The organism is Microbacterium maritypicum (assembly GCF_008868125.1).
Taxonomy (GTDB): Bacteria; Actinomycetota; Actinomycetes; order Actinomycetales; family Microbacteriaceae; genus Microbacterium; species Microbacterium maritypicum.
The window spans coordinates 1,776,448-1,789,334 of the sequence record NZ_WAAQ01000001.1 but is presented as its reverse complement, the minus strand read 5'-3'; the positions used below and the strand labels follow the sequence as shown (position 1 = coordinate 1,789,334).

General features: G+C 68.4%; 11 protein-coding genes. 8 read left to right on the top strand and 3 right to left on the bottom strand.

What is annotated here, in order from left to right:
• Positions 1-47: 47 nt before the first annotated feature.
• From secD to F6W70_RS08600, 3 genes are all read left to right on the top strand, one after another.
• Positions 48-1,796, top strand: a complete 1,749-nt coding sequence (gene secD / locus F6W70_RS08610; protein ID WP_127482331.1) for a protein translocase subunit SecD — start codon at positions 48-50, stop codon at positions 1,794-1,796.
• Positions 1,796-2,785 (top strand): protein translocase subunit SecF, encoded by a 990-nt coding sequence (gene secF, locus F6W70_RS08605; RefSeq protein WP_055872480.1) that lies wholly within the window; start codon positions 1,796-1,798, stop codon positions 2,783-2,785. Before secD ends, secF begins: the two co-directional genes overlap by 1 nt.
• 67 nt (positions 2,786-2,852) lie before the next feature.
• Positions 2,853-5,105 carry a RelA/SpoT family protein gene (locus F6W70_RS08600; protein WP_017830540.1) on the top strand — a complete coding sequence of 751 codons (2,253 nt, stop codon included), beginning with the start codon at positions 2,853-2,855 and terminating at the stop codon, positions 5,103-5,105.
• Here F6W70_RS08600 and F6W70_RS08595 read toward each other — a convergent pair.
• Both F6W70_RS08595 and F6W70_RS08590 read right to left on the bottom strand, forming a co-directional pair.
• Positions 5,092-5,643 carry a type IV toxin-antitoxin system AbiEi family antitoxin gene (locus F6W70_RS08595; protein WP_055872481.1) on the bottom strand — a complete coding sequence of 184 codons (552 nt, stop codon included), beginning with the start codon at positions 5,641-5,643 and terminating at the stop codon, positions 5,092-5,094. The two genes, F6W70_RS08600 and F6W70_RS08595, sit on opposite strands and share 14 nt — an antisense overlap.
• Before the next feature lie 64 nt (positions 5,644-5,707).
• The gene (locus F6W70_RS08590; protein WP_318278840.1) at positions 5,708-7,060 is read right to left on the bottom strand and encodes a DUF349 domain-containing protein; all 1,353 of its coding nucleotides are present in this window, start codon (positions 7,058-7,060) and stop codon (positions 5,708-5,710) included.
• A gap of 214 nt (positions 7,061-7,274) precedes the next feature.
• Between F6W70_RS08590 and F6W70_RS08585 the strand changes: the two genes are divergently transcribed.
• Complete coding sequence (locus tag F6W70_RS08585) at positions 7,275-9,158, top strand: FAD-dependent oxidoreductase (RefSeq protein WP_151486395.1); 1,884 nt, start codon at positions 7,275-7,277, stop codon at positions 9,156-9,158.
• A complete protein-coding gene (locus tag F6W70_RS08580; RefSeq protein WP_170287830.1) occupies positions 9,155-9,916 on the top strand; it encodes a winged helix-turn-helix domain-containing protein in 762 nt (253 codons plus the stop codon). Before F6W70_RS08585 ends, F6W70_RS08580 begins: the two co-directional genes overlap by 4 nt.
• A 42-nt stretch (positions 9,917-9,958) precedes the next feature.
• Here F6W70_RS08580 and F6W70_RS08575 read toward each other — a convergent pair whose 3' ends face one another.
• Positions 9,959-10,261: a hypothetical protein gene (locus tag F6W70_RS08575; protein ID WP_229778900.1), complete on the bottom strand. Its 303-nt coding sequence runs from the start codon at positions 10,259-10,261 to the stop codon at positions 9,959-9,961.
• Positions 10,262-10,361: 100 nt separating this feature from the next.
• Here F6W70_RS08575 and F6W70_RS08570 point away from each other — a divergent pair, with 100 nt between their 5' ends.
• The 3 genes from F6W70_RS08570 (at position 10,362) to F6W70_RS08560 (ending at position 12,841) form a co-directional block, all read left to right on the top strand.
• Entirely contained in the window at positions 10,362-11,729 is a 1,368-nt protein-coding gene (locus tag F6W70_RS08570) for a replication-associated recombination protein A (protein WP_373695248.1), read from the top strand.
• Positions 11,730-11,911: 182 nt separating this feature from the next.
• Entirely contained in the window at positions 11,912-12,541 is a 630-nt protein-coding gene (gene rpsD / locus F6W70_RS08565) for a 30S ribosomal protein S4 (protein ID WP_017830546.1), read from the top strand.
• A gap of 111 nt (positions 12,542-12,652) precedes the next feature.
• Positions 12,653-12,841, top strand: a complete 189-nt coding sequence (locus tag F6W70_RS08560; RefSeq protein ID WP_017830547.1) for a hypothetical protein — start codon at positions 12,653-12,655, stop codon at positions 12,839-12,841.
• Positions 12,842-12,887 lie beyond the last annotated feature (46 nt).

Below are 12,887 nucleotides of genomic sequence, written 5' to 3'. Positions count from 1 at the left end.
CCGACGCGGCCGCTCGGATCTCCGTCCTTCCAGAAAGCTGAACACACGTGGCTTCATCCTCTCCCGTCCGTCACGCCTGGCGGGTCCTTCTCGGCCTGCTCCTCGTGACGGGCGTGCTCTTCGGCATCAACGCGCTGGGCGTGTACGTCTTCAAGGACAGCAACGGGGAGGCCGCGAGCTCGTGGTCACCCGAGCTCGCCCTCGACCTCCAGGGCGGCACGCAGATCGTCCTGAGCGCGGAGACCGAGGACGGCGCCGCCCCCTCGACCGAGCAGCTCGATCAGGCCGCGGCGATCATCCGTCAGCGCGTCGACGCCTCGGGTGTCGCCGAGGCCGACATCACCACCGAGGGCGGACAGAACATCGTCGTCCAGATCCCGGGTGAGGCCGACGCGCAGACGCGGGAGCGGATCCAGTCGAGCGCTCAGCTCGAGTTCCGCCCCGTTCTGTACACCACGGCGGCGACCAACGAGTTCGTCGGCGAGGACGGCAACTCCACGCCGTACCCGAGCCCGGACCCGGGGCTCAACTCGACGCCGACGGCCGAGCCGACCGACGCGAGCGACCTCTCCTGGGTCACGGACAAGCTGGCCGCGGAGTTCCAGGCGTACGACTGCGCGAACCCCGACAACAACGCCGCGAAGGCGCCGAAGGACCAGCCGCTCATCGCCTGCTCGGCGGACGGGACGGCGAAGTACATCCTCGGACCTGCCGAGCTCGACGGAACCGCCATCACAGACGCCTCGGCCGGTCGCGATCCGAAGTCGGGCGCATGGCTCGTCCAGCTCACGATGAACGGCGACGGGGCCGACGCCTTCGGCAAGGTCAGCACCCGTCTGAACCAGAACCGCATCGACGGGCTCACGCCGCGCGATCAGTTCGCGTTCGTGCTCGACGGCAACGTGATCAGCGCGCCGCGCATGAACGGCCAGATCCTCGACGGAAAGCCGAGCATCTCGGGCAGCTTCACACAGGAGACCGCGACGACTCTCGCGGACCAGCTCAAGTTCGGTGCTCTTCCGCTCAGCTTCACGGTGCAGAGCTCCGACACGATCTCGGCCACGCTGGGCACCCAGCAGCTGCAGATCGGTCTGATCGCCGGACTCATCGGTCTCGCGTTGGTGGCGATCTACTCGCTGATCGTCTATCGCGCGCTCGGGTCGGTGATCATCGCGTCGATCGCGGTGATGGCGATCCTCACCTACATCATCATCTGCATCCTGGCGTGGCGCATCGGCTTCCGCCTGTCGCTCGCCGGTGTCGCCGGTCTGATCGTCTCCATCGGTTTCACGGCCGACTCGTTCATCGTGTACTTCGAGCGAATACGAGACGAACTCCGTGATGGAAAGTCGATCACCTCTGCGGTGGAAGACGGCTGGGGTCGCGCCAAGCGCACGATCTACATCTCGAAGTCCATCAACATCCTCGCGGCGCTCGTGCTCTACATCCTGGCCGACGCCACGGTGAAGGGCTTCGCGTTCACGCTCGGCCTCACGACGCTCATCGACGTGTTCATCTTCGTGATCTTCACGCATCCCGTGATGCAGTTGCTCGCACGCACGCGATTCTTCGGCGGAGGCCACAAGCTCTCCGGTCTCGACCCCGAGGCTCTGGGCGCCGTGTACCGCAGCCGCTCGCAGTATCGCGAGGTGACCACGGTATCCGCAGGGCGGGGCGCGAAGAACGCCCGCTCCCGCGGTGAGGCGGATCGCAGACAGACCATCGCCGAACGCAAGCGCGCCGAGGCCCTCGCGGGTGACAAACCCACCAACGCCGGAAGTGAGGGAGACGCCTGATGCCTTCCATGAATGAGTTCGGCAACAACCTCTACTCGGGGAAGACCTCTTTCCCGTTCGTCGGCAAGCGGCGTCTGTGGTTCATCATCGCGATCGCTCTCGTCGTCGGATCGGCACTCGTGCCCCTCATCCGCCCTATCCAGTTCTCGATCGAGTTCACCGGGGGATCGCAGTTCACCGTTCAGGCGCCGGACAGCGTCGAGCAGGACACCGCGACCACCGCGGTGCAGTCGGTCGTGCCCGGAGCGGCGACGAAGGTCGTCGTGGTCAACGGCACGGACATCCGCGTCCAGACCGACCAGATGAGCGCCGCGGAGACCCAGCAGGTCGGCGAGGCGCTGGCGAAGGCCTACAGCGTCGAGCCCTCTGCCGTCACCTCCTCCTTCATCGGCCCGGCCTGGGGCGAGAACGTCACGAAGCAGTCGCTGTGGGGTCTTGCGATCTTCCTCGCGCTGACCTTCCTGATCCTCGCGATCTACTTCCGCACGTGGAAGATGTCGGCCGCGGCCATCATCGGTCTGCTCGACGTGCTCGTGATCACGGTGGGCGTCTACGCGCTGGCCGGCTTCGAGATCTCGCCCGCGGCCGTGATCGGCTTCCTGACGATCCTCGCGTACTCGCTGTACGACACCACGGTGGTGTTCGACAAGATCCGGGAGAACACCACGGAGGACGGGGAGAAGTCCGCCCGACTGTTCGGTGAATCGGTGAACCTCGCCGTGAACCAGACGCTGGTGCGCTCCATCAACACCTCGGTCGTCGCAGCGCTGCCGGTCGGCGCCGTGCTCTTCATCGGCGCTTTCTGGCTCGGTGCGGAGTCGCTCACCGACATCTCGCTGTCGATCTTCGTCGGCATCCTGGTGGCGACCTACTCGACGCTCTTCGTGGCTGCTCCGCTCTACTCGCTGTTCCGCGAGAACGAGCCGCAGCTCAAGGCACGCGACGCCCGCATCCGCGAGAGCCGCAGCAAGGCCTCGGTCGAGGTCTGACCGGTCGGCTCAGCGGGAGCTCGTCCCGCCCAGCACGCGTAGGATGAACTGATCGGGAGGTGAGTTGATGGCGGAACCGCAGACGTCATCGCAGGGTTCGAGTCTGCGACGGCTGGTTCCCCGCATCTTCTCCCGCGCGTCCAGGATCAACGACCTCGACAACCTGATCCGCACAGTGCGCGCGAATCACCCCAAGGGTGACTTCTCGGTCATCGAGAGGGCCTACGCGGTCGCCAAGGAGAAGCACGAGGGCCAGAAGCGCCAGAGCGGCGAGCCGTACATCACGCACCCGCTCGCGGTCGCGCAGATCCTCGCGGAGCTCGGCCTCGGACCGCGGGCGATCGCGGCCGCACTGCTCCACGACACGGTCGAGGACACGGGGTATGCGCTGACCGACCTCACCGCCGAGTTCGGCGACGAGGTCGCGATGCTCGTCGACGGCGTCACCAAACTCGACAAGGTCAAGTACGGCGAGAGCGCCCAGGCCGAGACCGTCCGCAAGATGATCGTCGCGATGTCGAAAGACATCCGGGTGCTGTTGATCAAGCTCGCCGACCGTCTCCACAACGCGCGCACCTGGGGTTTCGTCCCGCCCGAGAAGGCGGCGAAGAAGGCCAAGGAGACGCTGGAGATCTACGCGCCGCTGGCCAATCGCCTCGGTATCCAGGCGATCAAGTCGGAGCTCGAGGATCTCTCCTTCGCGGTGCTGCACCCGAAGATCTACAACGAGATCCACAGCCTCATCGCCCAGCGCACCCCGCAACGTGAGAAGTATCTGACCCAGGTCGTCGAGGAGATCGACGAGGATCTGCGCGATCTCCGCATCCGCGGCAAGGTGGTCGGTCGACCGAAGCAGCTCTACTCGGTGTACCAGAAGATGGTCATCCGCGGTCGCGAGTTCGATGACATCTACGACCTGATCGGCATCCGGGTGCTGGTCGCCTCGGTGCGCGACTGCTACGCCGTGCTCGGTGCGATCCACGCGCGCTGGACTCCGCTGCCCGGCCGGTTCAAGGACTACATCGCGACGCCCAAATTCAACCTCTACCAGTCGCTGCACACCACCGTGATCGGCCCCGCCGGCCGCACTGTCGAGATCCAGATCCGCACGCACGAGATGCACCAGCAGGCCGAGTACGGTGTCGCGGCGCACTGGATGTACAAGGAGCGGATGAACGGCGGCGGCAAGACCGAGGTACGCGCCTCCGACACCGACATGGCGTGGCTCGCGCACATCTCCGACTGGCAGGCGGAGACCGCCGACCCCGGTGAGTTCCTGGAGTCGCTCCGGTTCGAGATCGGGGCGAAAGAGGTCTACGTCTTCACCCCGAAGGGCCGCGTGATCGGACTCCCGTCGGGTGCGACGCCGGTGGACTTCGCGTACGCCGTGCACACCGAGATCGGCCACCGCACGATGGGTGCGAAGGTCAACGGTCGTCTGGTTCCGCTGGAATCCGAGCTCAAGAGCGGCGACGTCGTCGAGGTGTTCACCTCGAAGAACCCCGACGCAGGTCCCAGCCAGGACTGGCTCGGCTTCGTCGCGAGCACCCGCGCCCGCAACAAGATCCGCGGATGGTTCACGAAGGAGCGCCGCGAGGAGGCGATCGAGCAGGGCAAGGAGGCCATCGCCCGTGCGATGCGCCGACAGAACCTGCCACTGCAGCGTCTGATGAGTCATGACTCGTTCACGGAAGTGGCGCGGGGCATGCACTACGAGGACGTGTCCGCACTCTACGCCGCCGTCGGTGAGGGGCATGTCTCCACCCAGTCGGTGCTGGAGAAGGTCACCGCTCTCGTGGCGGCGAGCGACCCCACGACGGGTGCCATCGATCTGCCTGGCAGCGCTCCGAGCCGCGAGCCGCGATCCGGGGACTCCGGTGTGCTCGTTCGTGGAGCCAACGACATCCTGGTGAAGCTGGCCAAGTGCTGCACACCTGTTCCCGGCGATCAGATCGTCGGTTTCGTGACCCGTGGCAGCGGAGTGTCGGTGCATCGTGCCGACTGCGTCAACGTCAAGGCCCTCGGCAGCGAGCAAGACCGGTTCGTCGAGGTGTCCTGGGCGCCGACCACCAAGAGCGTGTTCCGCGTGCAGATCCAGGTCGAGGCCCTCGACCGCTCCGGGCTCCTCTCGGACGTCACGCGCGTTCTGAGCGAGCACCACGTCAACATCCTCTCGGCGACGGTCACGACCACCGATGAGCGCCTGGCATTGAGTCGTTTCGTGTTCGAGATGGGTGACGCCGTTCACCTGGACCGTGTGCTCAACGCGGTGCGCCGGATCGACGCCGTCTACGACGTCTACCGCGTCACCTCTTCTTGAGCGAGAGTCGCTCCAGCACGGCCATTCCGACGCGACTGCCGGGAACACGGCTCATGTCGCGCAACGCGTCTCCCGCGGCCTCGGGCGCTTCGGGGAACACGATGGCGAGACGGTCCATCCACGTGAGCACTCGGGGGTCTCGGTGCAGCGTCGTGGCGAGGTCGAGCATCGTCCGCATCGGCGTCGACACCAGCACTCCGCCGATCTGCTGAAGGTCGGACGACGGCACCACGGTGTCGTGGAAGACGAGTCGTGAACTGGTGACGGCTCTGATGCGCCTCTCGACGCAGCGCCTGATGTGATGCACGGCGGGCGGGGCGTCACCGGCGCCGTGGATCCAGGCGGCGGTCGGACCCGAGGCTGCGGTTCCCGGCCGCACCAGGGTGGCGATCGTGCTGGCCCTGACATCGGGCCCCTCGATGAGGTCAGCGGGGACGTAGGCGTCGCCCACCTCCACCACGTGGCCGTCGATCCGCGCGGCACTCAGCTCCGACTGGCTCAACCGCTCACCGGGGACGTAGAGAAAGGCGGGGTGCATCACGCCAGTCTGGCGCAGTGCACCCCGCCTCTTCCGAGCTCGCGGGTGAGCTGTGGAGAACGGATCAGCTGCCGAGGGCGCTCAGCCAGGCGCGTCGCGCTTCGAGTGCGTCGGATGCGGCCTTGGCGGCCTTCTTGTCGCCCGCCTTCTCCGCCGCGGCGACCTCGGCCTCGAGCTTCTCGATCGCCTCGAGCAGCTGCGAACTCATGTCGTTCGCGCGTGCCTTGGTCTCGGGGTTGTTCTTCTTCCAGTCCACGTCTTCGCGGCCCTTCAGAGCCTGCTCGATCGCGCGGAGCCTGTCGTCGAGTGCACGCTCCTTCTCCCGGGGGAAGACGCGGCCGATCTCGTCCCACTGCCGCTGGATGCGCGTGAGAAGTGCACGGGCCCGCTTGATGTTCGACTCGTCCGCGACGGCCTTCGCCTCTTCGAGGAGGGCCTCGCGAGCCTCGATCTTCGGCGCGGAGTCCGCCTCTTCCGCAGCGGCCTGCTCGGCACGCGCGGCGTAGAGAGCGTCGCCGGCAGCCTTGAAGCGTGCCCAGAGGGCGTCGTCGGCCTTGCGTCCGGCGCGCCCGGATGCCTTCCACTCGTCGAGGAGGTTGCGATACGCGGGGATGCCGTCCGTGCCACGGGGGGCGAGTGCCTCGGCGCGTTCGACCAGACGGGTCTTCGCGTCGCGCGCTGCCTTGTGCGCATCGTCGAGCTCGGAGTAGAACGCACGGCGCTGCTTGTCGACGATCGCACGGGCGTCGCGGAACCGCTTCCAGAGCTGCTGGGAGATTCCCTTCGACAGGCGCGGTCCGTTCTGCTGCTGCGCCTGCCAGGCGTCGAACAGCTCGCCGAGCTCGGCGGTGACCTGCTTCCACTGCACCTTGCTGAGGTCGCGGGCGGCGATCTCCTCGGCGCGCTCGACGAGGATCGTGCGCTCGGCGATCGCCTTGTCGACGAGCTCCTTGGCCTGCTGCGCCTCCTGCTCGGTGGCTTCCGACAACGACGAGGTGAGCGCGTTGAGCCGATCGCGCAGTCCTGCGAGATCGCCGACGGCGGCGGCATCGGTCGCCTCCTCGATCAGGTGCGCAGCCTGCTTGGCCAGGTCGCCGGCAGAAGCTCCGCCTGCCTGGTGGCGCTGCTCGAGCGTCTGCACCTTGAAGGCGATGTCGTCGAACTTGCGGACGAAGTAGGCGAGGGCCTCGTCGGGAGTTCCGTCGGGGTACTGGCCGACGACGCGCCAGGCATCGCCCTCCTTGACCTCGACGGTGCCGTCTTCGGACACACGACCCCATTCGGCTGAGGTCGAGGATGCGGCCGGCACCGATGCGACGGGCGCGACGGCGGCCGGTGTCGGCGCCTTTCGCGGCATCGGCACGGCGGGGGGTCCGGGGACGGGGGGAGTCGGCTTCGTGGGCTCGTTGGCAGACACGTGATTCTCCTTGCGCGGTCGGGCCGCGGGAGGCGGAAAGGACGAGGCTCAGCCTAGTACGCCGGAGCACCGCGGGTGAGGCCCCGGCTTCTTGCGCGACCGTTACCGTTTCGTGACGAGAACGTTCGATCCGGGGAGCACTCCTCGTCATCTGCAGGTAACACGCTCCTCCTATCGTCGCCAGGACGACAGCCTTCCGGTCGACAGGAGCAGCATGAAGGACACCACATCGCCGCCGAGCGACATCCTGGTCGTCGGAGCGGGGATGGCGGCGCACCGCTTCGTCGAGAGTCTGCTCCGCGACCCCGATGCGGCCGTGCGGGTCACCGTGATCGGCGATGAAACCCACGGTCCGTACGACAGGTCCGCCCTGGTCGATGTCCTCTCCGGGCGCGATGCCGCGGAGCTTCGGCTCGATCGCTCCGTTTTCCGCGACGATCGCGTGCGCCTGATCCGTGATGATCGTGTGCTGCACATCGACAGGTCGGCACGCACGGCCCGCACGCGCTCACGGCGCACGTACCCGTACGACGTGCTGGTGCTGGCCACGGGGTCTTTCGCAGCGCGTGCAGCCGTGTCGGGAGCGCGTCTTCCCGGGTGCTTCGTGCTGCGCACGATCGAGGATGCGGAATCGGTGAGGGAGTTCGTCGACACGCGATCCCGCCGCCTCGGTCGTCCGCTGCGCGGCGTCGTGATCGGCGGGGGACTGCACGGTGTCGAGACCGCCCTCGCGCTCAACGAGGCGGGTGTGGGCACGACGCTCGTGCAGTACGCGGACCGCCTGCTGCCGGCGATGCTGGACGGCGACGGCGCAGGAGTGCTGCAGGAGGGCCTCGAAGCGCGCGGCATCGCGGTGCGGACCCGAACCAGGACGACCCGCCTCGACGCCGACGACTCGGGTGCCGTCACGGCGCTGGAGTTCCAGGACGGCACGTTCCAACGCGCCGATGTCGTGGTCTTCACTGTCGGCGTGCGGCCACGGGACGAACTCGCGCGCAACGCCGGGCTCGACGTGCACCCGCTCGGCGGCGTGATCGTCGACGAGGGTTGCGCCACGTCCGATCCGCGCATCCTCGCGATCGGAGAGGTCGCGAACTTCGACGGGCGCGGCATCGATGCGGCCCCAGCAGCGCGCGCCATGGCGGAAGCGGCGGCGTCGCAGCTGCGCGGGGGAGCGGGACGCTTCTTCGGGCACGTGGACGGCGTGCATCACACCGTCGCCGGAATCGACGTCGTGAGTTTCGGGGAGTCGCAGCCCCACACCGCAGACCGGATCGAGGTCGTCACCGATCGTCGTCGTGGCGCAGGCGTGTACCGCAAGGTCGTTCTCACGGACGACGCGCGCACGCTCCTCGGCGCCGTTCTGGTGGGCGACACGAGCGGTCATGCCTCGCTTCGCCGGCTCGTCGGTGTCGCGTCGCGAGGGCGGCTGGCGGACGAGCTGTGCCGGACGACGCACGACGAAGACGCCGCGGTCTGCATCCACATCGGCATGTCGCAGTGGGCGCTTCTCACGGCGCTCCGAGGGGAGGGGCTGCTCACCTTCAGCGGGGTCGGCGCGCGCTTCGGTCGGGAGCCGGGGTGCGAGCGGTGCACACTGGCCGTGGCGCGCGCCCTCACGTCGCTCGCCGGCGAGCCGATCCCGCAGCGCACGCCTCACCGGCAGGAAGAGAGCGAGCGGCCGGAGGAGCACGTTCGAACCGACACGACTCGTGCCGTGGTCTCGCCGGTGGCAGGAGGAGCCCTCACACCCGAGCAGCTCATCGGCATCGGACGCATCGCGCAGGATCTCGGCCTGCACCCGCGGATCATCCGCTCACGGATCGAGTTGCAGGGAGTGGGTCGGAGCCAGCTCCCCGCGCTCCGGGACCGGCTGAGCGCTGCGGGGCTCGCATGCCGCACACCCCTCCTCGACAGTGGAGTGCGGATCTCCGAGGAACCGCTGCCACTGACGGAAGAGGGTACCTCGGCTGCACGGAGGGGATCCGAGGAGCCGCTCCGGGAACGGGGCGCGACCGAGGCGATCGGATGGGGCGAGCGACAACGGGACGGTGCGCGGCATCGCCGTTCCCCGCTCCGTGCGGACAACCCCGCATGAGGACCGGACGTTCGGGGGCGCGCCCGGTCCTCGCAGGATGCAGGATCATCGTCTCGGTCGACACGAGCGCCGCGGACGCCTCTCTCGCCGCGAGTCGTGCGGCCGGCATCGACGACCTCGAACGTGCACTCCGCGCGGGGGGAGCGGATGTGACGCGCGTGCCAGGGCGTCGTGAGGCGGCTCCGTCTCCGGCCGTGCTTCGCCGTGCCGTGCATCGCGCGGGCTTCGGCGGTGCCGACGCGGTGCTCTTCACCGCGTCCGCCGCTTCATGGGTCGGGGCGGCGGTGAGCACAGGGACCCTCGACGCGAATCGCCGAAGGGTCGAAGCGGGGCGGTTGCTCCTGATCGCGATGGACGAGGAGGAGGCGGGTCGGCTTCGGGCCGCCCGCCTGCCCGTGCGATACGTCGCGCCGTCAGCGCCCGGAGGACTGACGAGCTGTGTCCTGTCGCACTATCGAAGCGGAGCACGATCGCTTCTCACCGAGCTCGGGCGTCTCGACGTGCGCAGCGGTGGTGTTGTGCTCGACGGGTGCTTCATCCCCCTGCCCCGTGGAGCCGCCGGAGTGATCGAGGCGCTCTTCCTCGCTCGTGGACGGGTGCTGTCGAGGGCGGAGCTGGCGAGGATGCTCCCCGGCGGCGAACGCAGCGGTCATGCGGTGGAGGCCGCCGTCGCCCGACTGCGTGAGGCGCTGGGCGGGATCGACCTCGTCCAGACCGTCGTCAAGCGGGGCTATCGCCTCGCCGTGATCGAGCCGTGAGCCGGGGAGAACGGCGAGCGCAGCGGCGGAGGGCTCTGCCGATCACTCGGCGGGCGCGTCCGAGGGGACGGGTGCGGGGGTCTCCGTCGGCGCCTCGGTCGGAGCGGTGGACGGCTCGACGGACGGCGTGGGGGTGGGCTCCGGTTCCGGGGCCGTGACCTGGGCGTGCACGACCTGGCTGCCGATCGCCGCGACCACGATGAGGCTGCCGACGATGGCGGCGATCGTGTTGTCGCGGACACGACGGCGGATCTGCCCCTCGTGCCACTGGGTGCGCGCGGCGTGCAGTCGTGCGCGCTCCGCCGACGTGCGCGACTGTGCGTTCTTCGAACCGCGTGCGGCCATGCCCTGGTCTCCCATCCGAACGCCGCTCCACGGCGTCGCCTGAGAGCCTACCGGGAGGGCGGAGGTTCGCCGAAGTGTCGGAGACCGCCGTTAGCCTGGGATGATGACGTCCCCTGCCGCGCTGCTCTCCGGGCAGACGCCCCTCGCCGTGCGCATGCGCCCTGTTTCCCTCGCCGAGGTCGCCGGGCAGCGTCATCTGCTGCGCGCCGGCTCTCCGATCGTCGCCCTCGCCGATCCCGAGGCGACCGCGCCCGGGGCCGTGTCGATCATCCTGTGGGGCCCGCCGGGCACCGGGAAGACGACGCTCGCGCAGGCCATCGCCCGCTCGTCGGGTCGTCGCTTCGTCGAGCTCTCCGCGATCACCGCCGGGGTGAAGGACGTGCGCGAGGTCATGCAGGAGGCCGTGACGCAGCGCGACCTCTACGGGCAGACGACGATCCTCTTCCTCGACGAGATCCATCGCTTCACGAAGGCGCAGCAGGACGCGCTCCTTCCCGGTGTCGAGAACGGCTGGGTGATCCTGATCGCCGCGACCACCGAGAACCCGTCGTTCTCGGTGATCTCGCCGCTGCTCTCGCGTTCGCTGCTGCTGACGCTGCAACCGCTCACCGACGACGACATCGGTCTGCTCGTCGACAGGGCGGTGACCGACGCCCGCGGACTCAACGGAGCAGTCGCCCTCAGCGATGAGGCCCGGTCGGCCCTCGTCCGGCTCGCTTCGGGTGATGCCCGTCGCGCCCTCACGGGTCTGGAGGCGGGCGCCGCGGTTGCGCTGTCCCACGCGACGGCCGCCGAGGCGGACGCCGAAGACGCGGCCGAGAGCCAGGGCGTGCCGGAGGTGTCCGCCGACGACATCTCGCAGGCGGTCGACAAGGCGCTGCTGCGCTATGACCGACAGGGCGACGAGCACTACGACGTCATCAGCGCGTTCATCAAGTCGATCAGGGGGTCCGACCCCGACGCCGCGCTGCACTATCTCGCCCGCATGATCGAGGCGGGCGAGGACCCGCGCTTCATCGCCCGGCGTCTGGTGATCTCCGCGTCCGAAGACGTCGGCCTCGCCGACCCGCAGGCCCTCGCCATCGCTGTCGCCGCTGCCGACGCCGTGGCGTTCATCGGCATGCCGGAAGGGCGCATCCCCCTCGCCGAAGCGACGGTCTACCTGGCGACCACCGCCAAGTCGAATGCGGCCTACGTGGGCATCGACGCGGCCATCGCCGACATCCGTGCCGGCGGTTTCGGCCGGGTGCCGCTGCACCTGCGGGATGCGCACTACCCGGGGGCCAAGCGCCTCGGGCACGGTCGGGGATACGTCTATTCGCACGACAGCGAGTTCGGGATCGTGCCGCAGCAGTATCTGCCGGACGAACTCGACGGGCGGCACTACTACGAGCCGAAGAACCTCGGGGCGGAGCGCGACATCGGTGCCCGTCTCGAGCGCATCCGCCGCATCCTCGGCGACCGCTGACCGCGCCGATCCGGCGGATGAGGGCGATCTGTTAGACTTGAGCGGCTCGAAACCGAGTTTTCGGGCATCTCCTCGTTCACACCCCACCTTGCTGGCGCCCCGGCGTGCGCTCCAAGGCAGAACGCGGACGATACGTCCGTGAGTCGTGAAAGACGCGACCACGTCATCGGAAGGAAAACTTCGTGACCACGAAGTCCCAGGACCGCCGCAAGGTGCGTCTCAGCCGCGCCCTCGGCGTCGCTCTCACCCCGAAGGCCGCCCGCTACCTCGAGAAGCGTCCCTACGCTCCGGGCGAGCACGGCCGCACCAAGCGCAAGGCAGACAGCGACTACGCCGTCCGTCTGCGTGAGAAGCAGCGTCTTCGCGAGCAGTACGGCATCCGCGAGAAGCAGATGCGCAACACCTTCAACGAGGCTCGTCGTCAGGACGGTCTGACCGGTGAGAACCTGGTCGAGCTGCTCGAGATGCGTCTCGACGCTCTCGTCGTGCGTTCGGGCTTCGCCCGCACCACCGCGCAGGCTCGCCAGCTCGTCGTGCACCGTCACATCCTGGTCGACGGACAGCTCGTCGACCGCCCGTCGTTCCGCGTGAAGCCGGGTCAGCTCATCCACGTCAAGGCCAAGAGCGAGGGCACCGAGCCCTTCCAGGTGGCAGCAGCCGGCGGTCACGCCGAGGTTCTGCCCCCCGTTCCGGGCTACCTCGAGGTCGAGCTCGACAAGCTCCAGTCGCGTCTGGTTCGTCGTCCGAAGCGCGCCGAGGTCCCCGTGACCTGTGAAGTGCAGCTCGTCGTCGAGTACTACGCAGCTCGCTGATCCAGCGATAGAGCAATCAGGCAGGAGGCGTCGGGATTCCCGACGCCTCCTGTCGTTTCCGCATACGATGGTGACACCGCGCCTTCGCGGGTCAAGGGCAAGGATGACGTCATGAAGAGCATGCAGTGGTTCCTGATCGGTGTGATCGGCGGCTTCGTCGCCGCGCACTTCATGAACAAGGACCCCCGCGGCCACGACATCCTGGCCGAGGTCGATGCCCGCATCAACGGGTTCACCGCGATCATCGGCGACGCCTACCGCGAGCAGGAGGCACGGCTCACGGAGCCGGGCAAGAACTGAACCATCGCCGCGCTTCGGCGCAGCATCTTCACGCAAGGACACCCGG